The organism is Brachymonas sp. KE5 (assembly GCF_057773645.1).
The window spans coordinates 778,956-795,321 of record NZ_CM173463.1; the positions used below are offsets into that span (position 1 = coordinate 778,956).

The following is a 16,366-nucleotide window of genomic DNA, read 5'->3' on the forward strand; positions in this document are numbered from 1 at the left end:
GGGTTGCCATCCATCTGTCATATTTTCGTCATATGGCTTTGCCATCATCACGGCGATGTAAAGATGGGGCGACCCACGACACTGGAAAAGAAAGGGAAGACTTATGTTCGGGGGTGACAACCATTCCGGCGATCCGGCCAGCCTGTATCAGCGCATGAGCCAGGAGGTCATGGACAGCTATGACGAATTCCTGGAACTCGAGCTGGAAGATGCCGACAGCCTGATCGGCCACGAGGCCGGCGAGGGCCACCACAGCACACTGGACCGCCGCCTGTATTTCCGTGAACTGCTGCGCCTGCAGGCCGAACTGGTCAAGCTGCAGGACTGGGTGCAGTTCACCAAGGAAAAGGTGGTGATCGTGTTCGAGGGGCGTGATTCGGCCGGCAAGGGCGGCGTCATCAAGCGCATCACCCAGCGCCTGAACCCGCGCGTGGTGCGCGTGGCCGCGCTGCCCGCACCCAACGACCGCGAACGCACGCAGTGGTATTTCCAGCGCTACGTCTCGCACCTGCCCGCGGGCGGCGAAATCGTGCTGTTCGACCGCAGCTGGTACAACCGTGCCGGCGTCGAGCACGTGATGGGTTTCTGTACCGATGACGAATACGAGGAGTTCTTCCGCAGCGCGCCCGAATTCGAGCGCATGCTGGTGCGTTCGGGCATCCGCCTGCTCAAGTACTGGTTCTCCATCAGCGACGAGGAGCAGCACAGCCGCTTCCTGAGCCGCATCCACGATCCGCTCAAGCAGTGGAAGTTCAGCCCCATGGACCTGCAGAGCCGCGTGCGCTGGGAGGCCTACACCAAGGCCAAGGAGGTGATGCTGGAGCGCACCCATATCGAGGAAGCCCCCTGGTGGGTGGTGCAGGCGGTGGACAAGAAGCGTGCCCGCCTCAACTGCATCAGCCATATCCTCGAGAGCCTGCCCTATACCGAGGTGGATCGCCCCGAAGTGATCCTGCCCGAGCGCACCCGCCACCCCGATTACGTGCGTCATCCGATTCCCGAGGCCATGTACGTGCCCGAGCGCTACTGAAAAAAGTGGCCGGGGTAGGTGAATGCGCCAACCCGGAGCGAGGCCGTTGCTGCGCTATCATGTATCAGCGTGTCACCGGTTGATACGTTTGGCTGCGTGTCAGTCCGGTATCAGGAAGTTGTGCGCCAATTCCCATTCCCGTTAGCTAAAACCACCTGAGTGTTAGGAGAGAACCATGTCGCGTGAAGTCGTAGTCGTCAGCGCTGTCCGTACCGCCATCGGTACCTATGGCGGCAGCCTCAAGGATGTGCCCCCCACCGAACTCGCCGCCCTGGTCGTGCGCGAATCGCTGGCCCGCGGCTCCGTCGAAGGCAAGGATGTCGGCCATGTGGTGTTCGGCCACGTCGTCAACACCGAGCCCAAGGACATGTACCTGTCCCGCGTGGCCACCGTCAACGGCGGCTGCCCGATCGAAACCCCGGCCTTCAACGTCAACCGCCTCTGCGGCTCCGGCCTGCAGGCCATCGTCTCCGCCAGCCAGTCCATCCTGCTGGGCGACTGCGACGTGGCCATCGGCGGCGGTGCCGAGAACATGAGCCGCGCGCCCTACGCCAGCCTCAACACCCGCTGGGGTGCCCGCATGGGTGACACCAAGATGGTCGACATGATGGTCGGTGCCCTGAACGACCCGTTCCAGACCATCCACATGGGCGTTACGGCCGAGAACGTGGCCAAGGATTTCAACATCACGCGCGAAGACCAGGATGCGCTGGCCCTCGAAAGCCACCAGCGCGCCGAAAAGGCCTGGGCCGAGGAGCGGTTCAAGGACCAGATCGTGCCGGTCACCATCAAGGGCCGCAAGGGCGATGTGGTGTTCGAGAAGGACGAGCACTTCCGTCCTGGCGCCAAGATCGAGGACTTCCAGAAGATGAAGCCCGTCTTCGTCAAGGAAAACGGCACCGTGACGGCTGCCAACGCTTCCGGCATCAACGACGCGGCTGCTGCCGTGGTGCTGATGGACGGCGAAGCTGCCAAGGCCCGTGGCGCCAAGCCGCTGGCACGCCTGGTGGCCTATGCCCACGCCGGTGTCGAGCCGCGCATCATGGGCATCGGCCCGGTGCCGGCATCCAACATGGTGCTGAAGAAGGCCGGCCTGACCATCAACGACATGGACGTGATCGAGGCCAACGAAGCCTTCGCCGCCCAGGCCTGTGCCGTCACGCGCGGCCTGAACGCCGATCCGGCCAAGGTCAACCCGAACGGTTCCGGCATCTCGCTGGGTCACCCCATCGGTGCCACCGGTGCGGTCATCACCGTCAAGGCCATCCACGAGCTGCACCGCACTGGCGGCCGCTACGCGCTGGTCACCATGTGCATCGGCGGTGGCCAGGGTATCGCTGCCATCTTCGAACGCATGTAAGCACGAGGCCTGCGGCCCCCGTGCCGCAGGGCTGGATGCAGGAGCCACGACATTGCCGTGGCTTTTTTTATTTCACGATGACTCCAGCCCGACATTACGACGGACTACGCCCAAGCAAGATACAGCAGGTTTATCAATGACTTAGGCGAGTTCAACATATGCCGGTGCTTTCTGAAACCTGACCCGGCTTGTGCTCGCATGGCTCCCATGTGGCTCTTGGAAACCGGGTCGTTCCGAGGAGTCATCATGGCAAAACTCAAGCTCACCAAGTCGGCAGTCGATGCGGCGCAACCCCAGGCGCAGGCCGTCGAACTCCGGGACACTATGGTGCCCGGCTTCCTCTGCAAGATCACCCCGGCGGGCCGCAAGGTGTTCATGCTTCAGTACCGCACGAACGCCGGAGAGCGGCGCAAGCCTGCCTTGGGCCTGTATGGGGAACTGACCGTCGAGCAGGCCCGCGCCTTGGCCCAGGAGTGGCTGGCCGAGGTGCGCAAGGGCGGTGATCCTGGCGCGGCCAAGGCCGCCGCCCGTGCCGCGCCCACGGTCGCGGAACTGTGCGGCAAGTTCATGGAGGACTACTCCAAGCTGCGCAACAAGCCCAGCACCCAACGCGGCTATCAGGCCGTCATCGACCGCTGCATCGTTCCGATGCTGGGCCGGATGAAGGTGCAGGACGTGAAGCGGCCCGATGTGGCCACGGTGATGAAGAAGATGGCCCACAAGCCAGCCGAGGCCAACAACGCCTTCAGCGTGATGCGCAGGATGTTCAACCTGGCCGAGGTGTGGGGCTACCGGACGGACGGCACCAACCCGTGCCGCCACGTTCCGATGTACCCGAATGGGAAGGCCACGCACCTCATCAGCGATGAGGACATGGCGCGAATCTTCCGCCATCTGGGCAAGCTGGAGGACGAAGGGCTGGAGCCTTACGTCATTCCCCTGGCGATCCGCTTGCAATTCGAGTTCGCCGCCCGCCGTGGCGAAATCGTCACGCTTCAATGGGATTGGGTGGACTTCGAGAACCGGCGCGTGGTCTGGCCCGACAGCAAGACAGGCGGCATGTCCAAGCCCATGAGTGAGGAAGCCTACCGACTGCTTTCGACCGCGCCGAGGCAGGACGGAATTCCCCGTGTGCTGCCGTCCCCAAGCCATGCGGGCCAGCACCTGACCACGGGCGAGTATTACGGCGGCTGGTGCCGGGCTCTCAAGGCTGCCGGCGCGGCCCACGTCGGCACGCACGGCATCCGCCACCGCTCGGCCACGGACATTGCCAACTCGGGCATCCCGGTCAAGGTCGGCATGGCGTTGACGGCGCACAAGACCGTGGCGATGTTCATGCGCTACGTCCACACCGAGGATGACCCGGTGCGCAAGGCGGCCGAGCTGGTGGCGAACCGGCGCAAGATCATCACCGGGGCGCGGCAGTAACAGCCGCAGGAGGCGACGGCATGAGCACCCGGACACCCAAAGCTATCGCCATGCCTGCCGGCTACGCCGGCATCCACGGCGGCATCGTGGAACTGCTCGATGCCGCTCGCCAGGCGGCGGCGCGCAGCGTCAATGCGCTGATGACGGCCAGCTATTGGGAGGTTGGCCGCCGCATTGTGGAGGCCGAGCAGCAGGGCAAGCGGCGCGCGGGCTACGGCGAGCAGTTGATCGAGCGGCTGTCCGCTGATCTGACCGTGCAGTTCGGGCGCGGGTTCGGCTTCAACAACCTGGAGAACATGCGGCGGTTCTTCCTCGCGTATCCCCGCTCCGAGATTTCCCAGACATTGTCTGGGAAATTGGGCGGCGGCCCGGCCTCAGAGAATTCCCAGACGGTGTCTGGGAATTTGAGCCTCGTCGAACTGGCGCAGGTGTTCACGCTGCCGTGGTCGGCCTACGTGCGACTGCTGTCGGTCAAGGACGACCATGCCCGCCGGTTCTACGAAGCCGAAGCCCTGCGCGGCGGCTGGAGCGTGCGCCAGCTTGACCGGCAGATCGGCAGACATCATTGCATTCATGGATGGCTCCTCAATGAAAAAGGGCGGATCAACACAAAGCCGCCAGGGCCTGCGCCACCCAGCTCCGGCACTGCCTTGGCATCGCGTTGCGGGTGCTGGCGCAGCAGCAGGCCGCGCCGTCAGGGGAATGTCGGCGCAAGCACCGCCCACAACCAACGCTGTCAAAGCATTTCCCGCTTCATATGGAAGATCGTCAACACATTCAACGTCAGTTGCTCAGGTGGGGTGCACTGCGGTCGCGTCGTTCGTTTTTTATGCCCACACCAATGTATCGCCGGCCATCCAAGCGATGCGCGCAGCCTGAACGCCCGGGTCGCCCGCATGTCCCAACGAGGCAAGCGCGTTTGCATGACAATGAAGCGGTCATAGTTCCCATGGGTACTGCATATGTCTGCTCGTGCATTGGCTCTCTTACTGGCTCTGGTGCCACCAATGGTGTTGGCCGCATCCCCCACCCCTGCGCCTGCGCAGGTGGCCGCTGTGGCACGTGAACCGCCGCGGCCTGGTGGTGCTGGGCTTTCCGTCCAACGACTTTTTGCAGGAAAAAAGCGACAACAAAGAGATTGCCGAGTTTTGCTACAACACCTATGGCGTGATCTTTCCGATGTTTGCGCGCTCTGCCGTGCGTGGCTCGGATGCCAACCCGTTCTACAAGCAACTGGCGCAAATGACGGGCAAGGTTCCGTCCTGGAACTTCAACAAATACCTGATTGACCGCTCTGGGCGTTCGGTGACCCACTACGCCAGCACGGTCGAGCCTGACAACAAGGCATTTGTGGAGCAGCTGGAAAAGCTGCTTGCCACGCCCTGACGAAGGGCAAGCTGCGGCGCTGGGCGTGCGGTGCCGCTTGAAGTGTGACGTTCTTTCGCTATTTTTTTTGCAGCAGCTGCGCCAGCGCCCCCGATAGCTCGGGGTAGCGCCAGACAAAGCCCGCTGCCTGGGCGCGCTGTGGCACCAGGCGCTGGCCGCCCAGCAGCAGCACCGACATCTCGCCCAGCGCCAGGCGCAGCGCCCAGGCGGGCGCGGGCAGCAGCGCGGGGCGATGCAGGGTGCGCGCCAGGGTGCGGGTGAAGTCGGCATTGCGCACCGCTTCGGGTGCGCAGGCGTTGAAGGGGCCGCTGGCGTCCTGGTGCTGCAGCAGGTAGTCGATCAGCGCCACCTGGTCGTCCAGGTGAATCCAGGGCATCCATTGCTGGCCGCTGCCCAGCCGGCCGCCCAGGCCCAGGCGAAACGGTGGCAGCAACCGCGCCAGCATGCCGCCCTGCGCGGCCAGCACCGGCGCGGTGCGCAGCAGCGCGACGCGCACACCCCATTGGCGCGCCCGCTCGGCCTCTTGTTCCCAGGCCACGCACAGACGGCTGCCAAAGTCGGTGTTGCCGGGGGCGCTGTCTTCGGACAGCCATTGCTCGCCGCCGTCGCCATACCAGCCCACGGCCGAGCCCGAAAGCAGCACGCGCGGCGGCACGGGCTGCCGGCCTATCCAGTCCACCAGGCTGCGCGTCAAGTCCACGCGGCTGCGCCACAGCAGGGCCTGGCGCGCCTGGGTCCAGGGGCGATCGGCTATGGGGGCGCCGGCCAGGTTGACCACAGCGTCCATTGGTGGGCCGGCGTCCAGTTCTTGCAACTGCGCAATGCCGCGCGCGCCGCTGCACAGCGCGCGCACCTGCTGGGGGCTGCGGCTCCAGACGCAGAGGGCGTGCCCCTGCCGGCTCCAGTGCTGGCACAGCGCGCGGCCAATCAGGCCCGTGCCGCCGGTAAGTAGGATGCGCATGGTGGCATCTCCTTTCGTCAATGTGTTGATGGCCCCGTCACCAAGGCAGGCGCTGGCCGTCGTAGGCCCAGAAGCCGCCGCTGTCCTCTGGGGTCAGGTGGTCGAGCACCGCCAGTAAGTCGCACGCCGCATCCTGCGCGGGCCGCCCGATCTGCGCGCCGCGAAACGGGGCCGACAGGGCCGAATCCACCGTGCCTGGGTGCAGCGCCGCCAGCACGCACTGCGGGTGGGTGCGGGCCAACTCGATGGCGGCGGTCTTCACCACCATGTTCAGCGCGGACTTGGACGCGCGGTAGCTGACCCAGCCGCCCAGGCGGTTGTCGCCAATGCTGCCCACCTTGGCCGATAGCACGGCGAAAAGGCTGCGCTCGTCGCGCGCCAGTTGCGGGGCGAAGTGCGCCAGCGCTAGCGCCGGGCCGATGGTGTTGATGGCGAAGCTGGCGGCCATGTGGTCGGCCTGGAGTTCGGCAAGTCGTTTCTCAGGGTTGCCGGTGGGGCCCTGCAGCATGCCGGTGGCCACCAGCACCAGATGCCAGGGCCCTTCGGCGTGCAGGGCCTGGGCTGCGGCAGCGATGCTGCCGGGCGCACCAAAGTCCAGCGCAGGTGTGCTGCCGCGCGCCAGCGTGCGCACCGCGGCGCAGCGCGGGTCGGTGCGCAATTGCGCGGCCATTGCGCCGCCAATGGCGCCGGTGGCGCCCAGCACCAGGGCGCGGTAACCGTCGGGCAGGGATTGCATGGCGGTAGGGCCTTTCGTCAAAGGGTTTCCAGCCGCTGGCGCAGCTGCGTGGCCTGCGCGCGCAGGGCGGTTTGCTGGGGCTCGTCCATCTTCTGCCACTGGCGGTACACCAGGGCCAGGCGCGGGTTGCCTTGCAGCGCCGGGGCGTGGCGCGCAAAAAAGTCCCAGTATAGGGCGTTGAAGGGGCAGGCGCGCGCGCCGGTCTTTTGCTTGGGGTCGTAGGCGCAGCCCCGGCAATAGTCGCCCATGCGCTGCAGGTAGGCGGCGCTGCTCACGTAGGGCTTGGTGGCGATCACGCCGCCATCGGCGCGCTGGCTCATGCCCAGGGTGTTGGGCAGTTCCACCCACTCAAAGGCGTCGATGTAAATGCCCAGGTACCAGCGGTGCAGCGCCTGCGGCTCCAGCCCGGCGAGCAGCGCGAAATTGCCAATCACCATCAGCCGCTGGATATGGTGCGCGTGCGCTGTCTGCAGCGACTGGGTGATGGCCAGGTGCAGGCAGCGCATGCGTGTGTCGCCGCTCCAGAACCAGTGCGGCAGCGGCTGGTGGTGGCCCAGCGCGTTGTGCGCGTCGTAACCCGGCATGTGCGCCCAGTAGATGCCGCGCACGTATTCGCGCCAGCCCAGAATCTGGCGCACGAACCCCTCCACCGCGGCCAGCGGGGCCTGGCCGCTGCGCCACGCACCCTCGGCGCGCTGCAGCACCTCCAGCGGGTGCAGCATCTTCACTTGCCAGCCCACGCAGTGCTGGCGGCACCAGCGCGCCACGGCCAGGTCGCGGGCGTAGGTGTGGGCGTTGCCGGTTTCTTCGTGCGAGGCCAGGCGCGCAAAGGGCTGCAGCGCATGCAGGTGCGCCAGCACCTCGGGCACCTCGCCCACGGCCAGCTGCAGCGTGGCGCCACAGGTGCGCAATTGCAGGGCCAGGTCGCGCAGGCTTTCGCGCAGAAAACCGTAGTGCTGCAGCGCGCAGTCGGGCTGCGCCCACAGGCTGGGCTCCAGCACGTACAGGCACAGCACCGGGCCCTGGCGCGCGGCGTGGATCAGCGGCGCGTGGTCATGCACGCGCAGGTCGCGTTTGAACCAGACGACGGTGTAGGCCATGGTGCGCTTGCCTGGGGTGGGGGCCGATGCGTGGGGCGGTCAGTGCGCCGGGTCCTGGCGCTCGTGCGTGACCCAGATGAGCGCGGCGGTATCGACCCCCAGCGCGCGCGCCTGGGCGACGATGGCGTTTTGCTGTGCCGGGGCGATGTGCTTGTCGCGCGCCAGAATCCAGGCGTAACCCGTATCAGGCCCCACGACCAGGGCCCAGCGGTAGTCCGGGTCCAGCGCGGCGACGTGGTAGCCGCCGTAGAACGGCCCGAAGAACGACACCTTGAGCGACGCCGTGGTGGGCGCGCCGGTGAACAGGGCTTTGCCCACGGCTTCGCGCCACTGGCCGCTGGCCGGGGCATAGCCGCGGTTGACCACGCGCACGCTGCCGTCGGCCTGCGCGGTATAGGTGGCGGACACATCGGTCATGCCGCGCTCAAAGGCGTGATCCAGGCGCGCCAGCTCATACCAGCGGCCCTGGTAGCGCTGCATGTCAAACGGCGTCACGGCGGTCACGCCCTGCGGCGGGCGGGTGCTGGCGCAGCCCGCCAGCAGCAGGACAGTGCCGGCCAGCAGCAGGGCCAGCAGTGCCAGGCGATGGCGATGCTGGCGCGATGGGCGGGCGCTACGCAGGGTGCGGGCGGCGGTGTGCATACAAAGTCCTCCAGGGGTTCATGGGCCGCGGCGCCACTGCGCCACCAGCGGTTGCAGGGCAGGCAGCTGCGCCACGGCGCTAACGCCTGCCAGCGGCCGCTGGTACAGCGCGGTGCAGGCGCCACCCACCCACAGCGCGGTGGCGGGGGGCAGTTGCGCGCGCAGCTCGCGCAGGCTGGCCTGCACCAGGGCGGGTTTGTGCACGTTGCTGAAGCTCAGGGCCACCACGTCGGCGCGGTGGGCCCGCGCGGCCTGCGCAATGTCGGTCAGCGGCGTTTGCGTGCCCAGCGACACGCAGGTGCAGCCCTCCAGCGCCAACAGGGCTTCCACCATCAGCAGGCCCAGGCTGTGCTGCTCTTGCGGCAGCGTGGTCAGCAGCACCTTGGGGCCCAGCGGCACGGGCTGCGGCGCCAGCGTGGAAATGGCATGGCGCAGCACGCCGGTGATGACCTCGGTGTACAGGTGCTCCTCGTAAATCTCGAAGCGGCCCTGCGCCCAGGCGTCGCCCACCGCAGTCGTCAAAGGCGCGACCAGATCGGTGACAAAAGCCCCCAGGCCCATGCGCAGCTGGGCGTGGCTCAGGCCGTGCCGCAGCGCGCGCGGATCGTGCGTGCCGATGGCGTGGAGCAGTTCCTCCAGCAGGTGCGAGTGGAGAGAGTCTTGTTTGTGTGTCTTGGACAAAAAGGCTGTGGTGGCCGGTTCCTGGCTTTCCAGCAATTGCCCCAACTGGGCGTCATCCAGGCCCACCACCTTGCCTGGCCGCAGGCCGCCATCGAGCAGCCGGCGGATTTGCTTGAGCCGCTGCACCTGGGCTGCGCTGTACAGCCTGTCACCCGCCGAATCCCGCGTGGGCGCAGGGAATCCATAGCGCTTTTCCCACACGCGTAAGGTGTCTTTGCCCAGGCCTGTTTCGCGCTCCACGGCGGCAATCGGCAGGCCTGCATCGCCGGTGGGGGGTGCAGTAAAAGACGGTGCGGGAGTTGGGGTGCTCATGGACAAAGGAGGATGGGTTGCGTTAATTGTCTAAGACAAAAATAATTTTGTCTAGTACAATACGCATTATGTGCAGCAGCCAAGGCTGCACTCCACAGTACCGCAGATTGGAATCAGGCCCATGAAAGTCGCAGTCATCGGATCAGGCATCTCGGGTTTGGCGGCCGCGCACCGCCTGCGGCGGCACGCGCAGGTGGTGCTGTTCGAGGCGGGCAGCTATTTTGGCGGCCACACCCACACGGTGGATGTCACGCTGCCCGATGCCCAGGGCCAGCGCGTCACGCACGGCGTGGACACGGGTTTTCTGGTGCTCAACGAGCGCACCTATCCCGGTTTGATTGGCTTGCTGGAAGAACTGGGCGTACCCACGGCGGCGTCGGACATGTCGTTCTCGGTACAGGTGCCGGGTGCTGGCGCGCTGGGGGCAGGGGCGCTGGAGTGGAGCGGCTCCAGCTTGGCGACGGTATTTGCCCAGCGGCGCAACCTGCTGCGACCGCGCTTTCTGGCCATGTTGGCCGAGCTGCTGCGCTTTAACCGCCTGTGCACCGCCCTGGCCGAGCGCGGTGAAGACCGGGCGCTGGCCCAGCCTTTGGGCGAGTTTCTTGACCAGCACGGCTTTGGCGCTGCGTTTCGTGATTGGTACTTTTTGCCCATGCTGGGCTGCATTTGGAGCTGCCCGACGGACCAGATGCTGCGCTTTCCCGTGGCCACCATGGTGCGCTTTTGCCACAACCATGGCCTGATCCAGGTGCAGAACCGGCCCCAGTGGTACACGGTGGCGGGCGGCGCGCGCCAGTACGTCCATGCCATCGTGCAAGGGCTGGACGCGCGGCTGGCAACGCCAGTAGAACGCATCCAGCGCAACGCCGCCGGCGTGCTCATCCAGACCAGCGCCGGCACCGAGCATTTCGACGCCGTGGTGCTGGCCGTGCACAGCGACCAGGCCTTGCGCCTGCTGGCCCAGCCCAGCGCTGTTGAACAACAGGTGCTGGGCGCCATCCGCTACCAGCCCAACCGCGCCGTGCTGCACACCGACACCCGCGTGATGCCCCAGCGCCGTGCCGCCTGGGCCGCGTGGAACTACGAGCGCGCGGCCAGCGGCGCACAGGAATCGGCCCGCGTCTGCCTGCACTATTGGCTCAACCGCCTGCAGCCGCTGCCCTTTGCCCAGCCGGTGCTGGTGTCGCTGAACCCCTTGCACGACATTGCCCCGGCACAGGTGCTGGGTGAGTTCGACTACGACCACCCGGTGTTCGACCTGGGGGCCATGGCCGCACAAAAGCGCGTGCCGCAGCTGCAGGGCGCGCAGCACACCTGGTTTGCCGGTGCCTGGACGGGTTACGGTTTTCATGAAGACGGCCTGCAGTCGGGCTGGCGCGCCGCCGATGCGCTGCTGGCGCAGATGCAGCGCAGGAAGGCCGCATGACCCCCGCTGCCGCACCCGGCCCTGTGCCGCACATCGGCTTCGGCCATGTGTGGCACACGCGGCTGCGCCCGCGCCAGCACCGCTTCAGCGTGCCTACCTTCTTCCTCATGTTGCCCATGCGCACGCTGCGCGCGCAGCCGCAGGCGGCGGGGGTGCTGGCCCTGAACCGCGCCGGGGTGCTGGCCTTTCGCGATGCGGATCACGGCGACGGCAGCGACGCGAGCCACGGCGGCGCACTGGCCTGGCTGGAGGCGCTGCTGCATGCCGAGGGCATTACCGACGCGCAGGGCGAGATCTGGCTGCAGTGCTACCCGCGCGTGCTGGGCTACAGCTTCAAGCCGGTAAGTTTTTGGTACTGCCACCGCAGCGACGGCAGCCTGCGCGCCATCGTGGCCGAGGTGAACAACACCTTTGGCGAGCGCCACGCCTATCTGCTCGATCAGCCGCGCTACGGCCAGGAGCTGCAGGCGCGCAAGGCCTTTCATGTGTCGCCGTTTTGCGCGGTGGAGGGCGGCTACCGCTTCGAGTTCCGCCGCAGCGGGCCCGAAGGCCTGGGCTCAGCGCGGGTGCGTATCGATTACCACGACGCCGAAGGCCCGGTGCTGCTCACCGGCATGGCCGGGCGGCTCGAACCCCTTACCGCCGCCAGTCGCCGCCGCGCGTTGTGGCGCTACCCCCTGCTGACGCTGGGCGTGATGGCCCGCATTCTCTGGAACGCCTTGCTGCTGTGGCTCAAACACGTGCCATTCCACGCCAAGCCCGCCGCGCCGGTGCTGCCCGTTTCCCGTTCATCCTCATCCGAGCACTGACCATGAACACCACCACGACGACAAACCCGTTCTCGCTGCCCCTGCCCGCCAGTGCGCCCGCCAGCGCGCGCAGCGGACTGCGCCTGCTGCAGCGCTTGCAGCACGGCACGCTGCACCTGGAGCTACCCGACGGCAGCACGCTGCAAGTGGGCCAGGGCGCGGGCCAGGGCGGCTACCCGCACGCCAGCCTGCACCTGCACCACTGGCGCGTGTTTGGCGCAGTGCTGCGCTCGGGCGACATCGGCCTGGCCGAGGGCTATATCGCCCAGGAATGGAGCACGCCCCACCTGGCCGACCTGCTGCGCCTGCTGATGGCCAACCGTGATGCGCTGGAATCCCTGGTCTACGGCGCCTGGTGGGGGCGCCTGGCCTACCGGCTGCGCCACCTGCTCAACCGCAACAGCCGCGCGGGCAGCCGCCGCAACATCCACGCCCATTACGACTTGGGCAACGCCTTCTACCAGCTGTGGCTGGACCCGAGCATGAATTACTCGTCGGCCTGGTTCCAGGGTGACTTGACGGGCGACCTGACCGCTGCGCAGCACGCCAAAGTGCGCCGCGCCCTGCACAGCGCCGGCGTGCAGCCCGGCAGCCGCGTGCTGGAAATTGGCTGCGGCTGGGGCGCACTGGCCGAGATGGCGGCGGGCGAGTGTCAGGCCCATGTGACGGGCGTGACGCTGTCCACCGAGCAGCTGGCGTTTGCCCAGGTGCGCCTGCAGGCCGCGGGCCTGGCGCCGCAGGCTGATCTGCGCCTGCAGGACTACCGCGACATACAGGACGGGCCATTCGACGCCATTTGCTCCATCGAGATGGTGGAAGCCGTGGGCCAGGCCTACTGGCCCAGCTACTTTGGCGCGCTGGCGCGGCTGCTCAAGCCCGGCGGGCGGGCCTGTGTGCAAAGCATCGTCATCGACGACGCGCTGTTCGACCGCTACGTGCAGGGCACGGACTTCATCCAGCGGTACGTCTTCCCTGGCGGCTGCCTGCCCAGCCCGGCGCGCTTTCGCGCCGCCGCGCAGCAGGCCGGCCTGCGCGTGATCGAGGAATTCGCCTTCGGCCCCGACTACGCCGAAACCCTGCGCCGCTGGCACCGCCAGTTCACCGAGCGGCGCGCCCAGGTGCTGGCCCAGGGCTTTGATGCGGCCTTCCTGCGCACCTGGGAGTTTTACCTGGCGTACTGCGAGGCGGCCTTCGACAGCCGCAACATCGACGTGGTGCAGTACACCTTGGTGAAAGATTAAAAACCATAGCTGCTCGCGCTTTCTGCATATGCCTTACAGCCTCATTTCATCGCTAAACCGAATGGCCCGCGTGGGCGTGCTGGCGGTGGCCTTGGGGGCCGCGGTCGCCAGCGCCACCGCTGCGGCCGATGGCGCAGCCGCCCCGCCCAGCTTTGTGCAGCAGGCGCTGCCCGCCGCAGCCCTGCTGGGCCAGGGGCAGATGCGCTTTCTGGGGCTGCGCATTTACGACGCCCGCCTGTGGGTGGGCCCGCAATTCAAGGCGGCCGACTTTGGTGACTACCCGCTGGCGCTGGAGCTGAGTTACCACCGCGCCTTCAAGGGCGCGGCCATCGCGCAGCGCTCCATCGACGAGATCGAGCGCCAGGGTGAGTTGCCGCCCGCGCAGGCGCAACGCTGGCTGAAAGTCTTGACCGCCTTGCTGCCCGATGTGCAGTCTGGCGACCGGCTGACCGGCCTGTACCAACCCGGCCGGGGCATGCGTTTTTGGCGCGGCGAGCAGTTGCTGGGCGTCACGGACGATGCCGAGCTGGCGCGCCGCTTTTTCGCCATCTGGCTGTCGCCGCGCACCTCCGAGCCCGGCCTGCGCAGCGCCTTGCTGGCGCGCAGATCAGAAGGCGGGCCATGACCCGCGCCCATCTTCCGTGGACTGCCGCGCAGGTGCTGCCCTGGCGCGCCGGCCTGGCCTACGGGCTGCTGGGCCTGCCACTGGCCTTTGCCGCGCTGCCGTTGTACGTGGTGCTGCCGCATTACTACGCCAGCGACCTGGGCCTGCCGCTGGCCACCGTGGGCGCGCTGCTGATGCTGGTGCGGCTGATGGATGCTGGGGCTGAGCCGCTGCTGGGCCGCCTGAGTGATCGGCTGTACCGCCGCACCTCGCAGGCCGTGCTGTGGGTGGCCGGGGCTGCGGCGCTGCTGCTGGCGCTGGGCCTGGCGGGCCTGTTCTTCCCCCGCGTGCAGGGTAAAGCGGCGCTGGCGGTGTGGATGGTGGCGGGGCTGCTGTTCACCTGCCTGGCGCACAGCCTGCTGGTCATCGCGCACCAGGCCTGGGGCGTGCGCCTGGGGGGCGACGCCTTGCAGCGCAGCCGCATCGTGGCCTGGCGCGAGGGGGCGGGGCTGCTGGGCGTGGTCACGGCCAGCGCGCTGTCGGTGGCCTGGGGCGCGGGCAGTATGTTGGCCGTGTTTGCGTTGGCACTGCTGGCCGGCTGGCTGGTGCTGTGGCGCGCGCCGCGCCCGCCGGTGGCGGTTGCGCTACGCGATAGGGGGCATCAACCCAGTCCTGCGCTGTGGCAGCCACTGGCCGAATCACCATTCCGCCGCCTGTTGACCGTGTTTTTGTGCAACGGCATCGCCAGCGCCATACCGGCCGCGCTGATGCTGTTCTTCGCCCAGGACCGGCTGCTGGCCACGCAGCCGCAGATCGCGCTGTTTCTTGTGCTGTATTTCGTCAGTGGCGCGCTGTCCATGCCGGCTTGGCTGCGCGTGGTGCGCCGCTTCGGGCTGGAGCGCGCGTGGCTGGCCGGCATGTTGCTGGCTGTGGTCTGCTTTGGCTGGGCTGCGGGCCTGGAAGGCGGCCAGGTGCTTGCCTTTGGCGTGATCTGCGTGCTGTCCGGCATGGCGCTGGGGGCCGACCTGGCCGTGCCCGGCGCGCTGCTGGCCCTGCTGATCGAGCGCCACGGTGCCCAGGGCGTGCACGACGGCGCCTACTTGGGCTGGTGGAACCTGGCCACCAAGCTCAACCTGGCGCTGGCCGCAGGCGCCACGCTGCCGCTCTTGCAATGGCTGGGCTACACGCCCGGCAGCCAGGATTTTTATGCGCTGCAGCACCTGGCTTGGGTCTACGCGCTGCTGCCCTGCGCGCTCAAGCTGGTGGCCGCGTCGTTGCTGCACTTGCTGCTGATCGATTCTCCAGACCACCCCCAGGAGTGACACCATGAACACACGCCGCCATGTTTTGTTGACCATGCTTGCGGGCTCGGCCGTCCTCGCGGGCTGCGCCGGGCCGCAGGTCAGCGACTACGCCCAGCAGCGCCCCGCGCTGCAGCTCGATCGCTATTTCAATGGCCGCATCCGTGCCCACGGCATTTTCCAGAAGCGCGGCGGCGAGGTGGTACGCCGCTTCACCGTGGTCATGGACTGCCATTGGGAGGGCAACCAGGGCGTGCTGGACGAAGCCTTCAGCTATTCCGACGGCAGCACCTCCCGCCGCGTCTGGCGCCTGACCAAGCACGAGGGCGGGCGCTACACCGGGCGCGCCGACGACGTGGTGGGCGAGGCCGCGGGGCAGGAGTCCGGCAACGCCTTCCGCTGGAACTACACCCTGCGCCTGCCGGTGGACGGCAAGGAGTACGAGGTGCAGTTCGACGACTGGATGTTCCTGGTCGATGAGCGCGTGATGCTCAACCGCGCCACCATGAGCAAGTTCGGCATCACGCTGGGCGAGGTACTGCTGTCCTTCAGCAAGGAATGAGCCCATGCCTCTGAACCCCCCCATCACCGACTGGCACGGCAAGCGCGTATGGCTGGTGGGCGCGTCCACCGGCATTGGGCGTGCCGTGGCCGCGCTGCTGCACGCACGCGGGGCGCAGGTGTGCGTGTCGGCGCGTCAGCAGGGCCTGCTGGACGCCTTCGTGCGCGAGCACCCCGGCAGCCAGGCGTTGGCGCTGGACGTGACCGACGCCCAGGCCACGGCCAGCGCTGCGCAGCAGCTGCTGCAGGGCGGGCCGCTGGATCTGGTTCTTTATTGCGCCGGCTACTACCGCCCCATGGCGGCCGACGCGCTGGACTTGCCCGAGCTGCTGCAGCACCAGCGCGTGAACGTCGCTGGCGCGCTGCATGTGCTGGCCGCGGTGGTGCCCGCGCTCTTGCAGTCCGCCAGCGCCGGGCGCGCGCCGCACCTGAGCCTGGTGGCCAGCGTGGCCGGCTGGCGCGGCCTGCCGCAAAGCCTGGCCTATGGGCCCACCAAGGCGGCGCTAATCAACCTGGCGGAAAACCTGTTTCTCGACCTGCGCCCCAAGGGCGTGGGCGTGAGCCTGGTCAACCCCGGCTTTGTCGATACGCCGCTCACGGCACAAAACCAGTTCACCATGCCGTCCCTCATCACACCCGAACAGGCGGCGCTGGCCATCGTGCGCGGCTGGGAGCGGGGGGTGTTTGAATCGCATTTCCCCAAGCGCTTCACGGGCGTGCTCCGCCTGATGCGCTGCCTGCCGTACCGCTGGTATTTCCCGCTGGTGCACCGCTTCACCGGCCTTTGA

17 protein-coding genes are annotated in these 16,366 nt (G+C 67.5%); 12 read left to right on the forward strand and 5 right to left on the reverse strand.

The annotated features are described in order from the left end of the window. Positions 1-103 precede the first annotated feature (103 nt). The 5 genes from ppk2 to ACX36O_RS03670 all read left to right on the forward strand — a co-directional run bounded on the left by ppk2 (position 104) and on the right by ACX36O_RS03670 (position 5,204). Positions 104-1,030: a polyphosphate kinase 2 gene (gene ppk2 / locus ACX36O_RS03650; protein ID WP_213359535.1), complete on the forward strand. Its 927-nt coding sequence runs from the start codon at positions 104-106 to the stop codon at positions 1,028-1,030. Positions 1,031-1,205: 175 nt separating this feature from the next. Beyond that, the gene (bktB, locus tag ACX36O_RS03655) at positions 1,206-2,390 is read left to right on the forward strand and encodes a beta-ketothiolase BktB (RefSeq protein ID WP_213359537.1); all 1,185 of its coding nucleotides are present in this window, start codon (positions 1,206-1,208) and stop codon (positions 2,388-2,390) included. A gap of 246 nt (positions 2,391-2,636) precedes the next feature. After that, positions 2,637-3,818 (forward strand): tyrosine-type recombinase/integrase, encoded by a 1,182-nt coding sequence (locus ACX36O_RS03660; protein ID WP_488360078.1) that lies wholly within the window; start codon positions 2,637-2,639, stop codon positions 3,816-3,818. 20 nt (positions 3,819-3,838) lie between these two features. After that, entirely contained in the window at positions 3,839-4,762 is a 924-nt protein-coding gene (locus tag ACX36O_RS03665) for a DUF1016 N-terminal domain-containing protein (RefSeq protein WP_488360079.1), read from the forward strand. Positions 4,763-4,880: 118 nt separating this feature from the next. After that, positions 4,881-5,204 carry a glutathione peroxidase gene (locus ACX36O_RS03670; RefSeq protein WP_371699008.1) on the forward strand — a complete coding sequence of 108 codons (324 nt, stop codon included), beginning with the start codon at positions 4,881-4,883 and terminating at the stop codon, positions 5,202-5,204. A 58-nt stretch (positions 5,205-5,262) separates the two neighbouring features. Here the strand turns inward: ACX36O_RS03670 and ACX36O_RS03675 are convergent, their stop codons facing one another. The 5 genes from ACX36O_RS03675 to ACX36O_RS03695 are packed head-to-tail and all read right to left on the reverse strand — an operon-like array spanning position 5,263 to position 9,636. Further along, positions 5,263-6,165: a TIGR01777 family oxidoreductase gene (locus ACX36O_RS03675; protein WP_371699007.1), complete on the reverse strand. Its 903-nt coding sequence runs from the start codon at positions 6,163-6,165 to the stop codon at positions 5,263-5,265. Between the two features lie 37 nt (positions 6,166-6,202). Further along, positions 6,203-6,901, reverse strand: coding sequence for an SDR family NAD(P)-dependent oxidoreductase (locus tag ACX36O_RS03680; RefSeq protein WP_371699005.1), 699 nt, complete (start codon positions 6,899-6,901; stop codon positions 6,203-6,205). A gap of 17 nt (positions 6,902-6,918) precedes the next feature. Continuing rightward, on the reverse strand, positions 6,919-8,001 hold the full coding sequence (locus tag ACX36O_RS03685; protein ID WP_213359546.1) for a deoxyribodipyrimidine photo-lyase: 1,083 nt from the start codon (positions 7,999-8,001) through the stop codon (positions 6,919-6,921). A gap of 39 nt (positions 8,002-8,040) precedes the next feature. Then, on the reverse strand, positions 8,041-8,643 hold the full coding sequence (locus tag ACX36O_RS03690) for a lipocalin family protein (protein ID WP_213359548.1): 603 nt from the start codon (positions 8,641-8,643) through the stop codon (positions 8,041-8,043). 18 nt (positions 8,644-8,661) lie between these two features. Continuing rightward, on the reverse strand, positions 8,662-9,636 hold the full coding sequence (locus ACX36O_RS03695) for a MerR family transcriptional regulator (protein WP_488360080.1): 975 nt from the start codon (positions 9,634-9,636) through the stop codon (positions 8,662-8,664). 121 nt (positions 9,637-9,757) lie between these two features. On the opposite strand from ACX36O_RS03695, the gene ACX36O_RS03700 reads away from it, so the two are divergent. The 7 genes from ACX36O_RS03700 (at position 9,758) to ACX36O_RS03730 (ending at position 16,366) form a co-directional block, all read left to right on the forward strand. After that, positions 9,758-11,062, forward strand: coding sequence for an NAD(P)/FAD-dependent oxidoreductase (locus ACX36O_RS03700; protein WP_371698367.1), 1,305 nt, complete (start codon positions 9,758-9,760; stop codon positions 11,060-11,062). Next, positions 11,059-11,871 carry a DUF1365 domain-containing protein gene (locus ACX36O_RS03705; RefSeq protein ID WP_213359565.1) on the forward strand — a complete coding sequence of 271 codons (813 nt, stop codon included), beginning with the start codon at positions 11,059-11,061 and terminating at the stop codon, positions 11,869-11,871. Before ACX36O_RS03700 ends, ACX36O_RS03705 begins: the two co-directional genes overlap by 4 nt. A 2-nt stretch (positions 11,872-11,873) precedes the next feature. After that, complete coding sequence (locus tag ACX36O_RS03710; protein WP_371698366.1) at positions 11,874-13,112, forward strand: class I SAM-dependent methyltransferase; 1,239 nt, start codon at positions 11,874-11,876, stop codon at positions 13,110-13,112. A 61-nt stretch (positions 13,113-13,173) separates the two neighbouring features. Continuing rightward, positions 13,174-13,737, forward strand: coding sequence for a chalcone isomerase family protein (locus ACX36O_RS03715; RefSeq protein ID WP_250130966.1), 564 nt, complete (start codon positions 13,174-13,176; stop codon positions 13,735-13,737). Further along, complete coding sequence (locus tag ACX36O_RS03720) at positions 13,734-15,038, forward strand: MFS transporter (RefSeq protein WP_213359586.1); 1,305 nt, start codon at positions 13,734-13,736, stop codon at positions 15,036-15,038. The genes ACX36O_RS03715 and ACX36O_RS03720 overlap by 4 nt, the downstream gene beginning before the upstream one ends. Positions 15,039-15,042: 4 nt before the next feature. Beyond that, complete coding sequence (locus ACX36O_RS03725) at positions 15,043-15,579, forward strand: DUF3833 domain-containing protein (protein WP_488360081.1); 537 nt, start codon at positions 15,043-15,045, stop codon at positions 15,577-15,579. Between the two features lie 4 nt (positions 15,580-15,583). Continuing rightward, complete coding sequence (locus tag ACX36O_RS03730; RefSeq protein WP_488360082.1) at positions 15,584-16,366, forward strand: SDR family NAD(P)-dependent oxidoreductase; 783 nt, start codon at positions 15,584-15,586, stop codon at positions 16,364-16,366.

Excerpts from the sequence above, each read along its gene's own strand:
- ppk2 (WP_213359535.1), top strand. The coding sequence starts at position 104 with ATGTTCGGGGGTGACAACCATTCCGGCGATCCGGCCAGCCTGTATCAG.
- bktB (WP_213359537.1), top strand. The coding sequence starts at position 1,206 with ATGTCGCGTGAAGTCGTAGTCGTCAGCGCTGTCCGTACCGCCATCGGT.
- ACX36O_RS03660 (WP_488360078.1), top strand. The coding sequence starts at position 2,637 with ATGGCAAAACTCAAGCTCACCAAGTCGGCAGTCGATGCGGCGCAACCC.
- ACX36O_RS03665 (WP_488360079.1), top strand. The coding sequence starts at position 3,839 with ATGAGCACCCGGACACCCAAAGCTATCGCCATGCCTGCCGGCTACGCC.
- ACX36O_RS03675 (WP_371699007.1), bottom strand. The coding sequence starts at position 6,165 with ATGCGCATCCTACTTACCGGCGGCACGGGCCTGATTGGCCGCGCGCTG.
- ACX36O_RS03680 (WP_371699005.1), bottom strand. The coding sequence starts at position 6,901 with ATGCAATCCCTGCCCGACGGTTACCGCGCCCTGGTGCTGGGCGCCACC.
- ACX36O_RS03685 (WP_213359546.1), bottom strand. The coding sequence starts at position 8,001 with ATGGCCTACACCGTCGTCTGGTTCAAACGCGACCTGCGCGTGCATGAC.
- ACX36O_RS03690 (WP_213359548.1), bottom strand. The coding sequence starts at position 8,643 with ATGCACACCGCCGCCCGCACCCTGCGTAGCGCCCGCCCATCGCGCCAG.
- ACX36O_RS03695 (WP_488360080.1), bottom strand. The coding sequence starts at position 9,636 with ATGAGCACCCCAACTCCCGCACCGTCTTTTACTGCACCCCCCACCGGC.
- ACX36O_RS03700 (WP_371698367.1), top strand. The coding sequence starts at position 9,758 with ATGAAAGTCGCAGTCATCGGATCAGGCATCTCGGGTTTGGCGGCCGCG.
- ACX36O_RS03705 (WP_213359565.1), top strand. The coding sequence starts at position 11,059 with ATGACCCCCGCTGCCGCACCCGGCCCTGTGCCGCACATCGGCTTCGGC.
- ACX36O_RS03710 (WP_371698366.1), top strand. The coding sequence starts at position 11,874 with ATGAACACCACCACGACGACAAACCCGTTCTCGCTGCCCCTGCCCGCC.
- ACX36O_RS03715 (WP_250130966.1), top strand. The coding sequence starts at position 13,174 with ATGGCCCGCGTGGGCGTGCTGGCGGTGGCCTTGGGGGCCGCGGTCGCC.
- ACX36O_RS03720 (WP_213359586.1), top strand. The coding sequence starts at position 13,734 with ATGACCCGCGCCCATCTTCCGTGGACTGCCGCGCAGGTGCTGCCCTGG.
- ACX36O_RS03725 (WP_488360081.1), top strand. The coding sequence starts at position 15,043 with ATGAACACACGCCGCCATGTTTTGTTGACCATGCTTGCGGGCTCGGCC.
- ACX36O_RS03730 (WP_488360082.1), top strand. The coding sequence starts at position 15,584 with ATGCCTCTGAACCCCCCCATCACCGACTGGCACGGCAAGCGCGTATGG.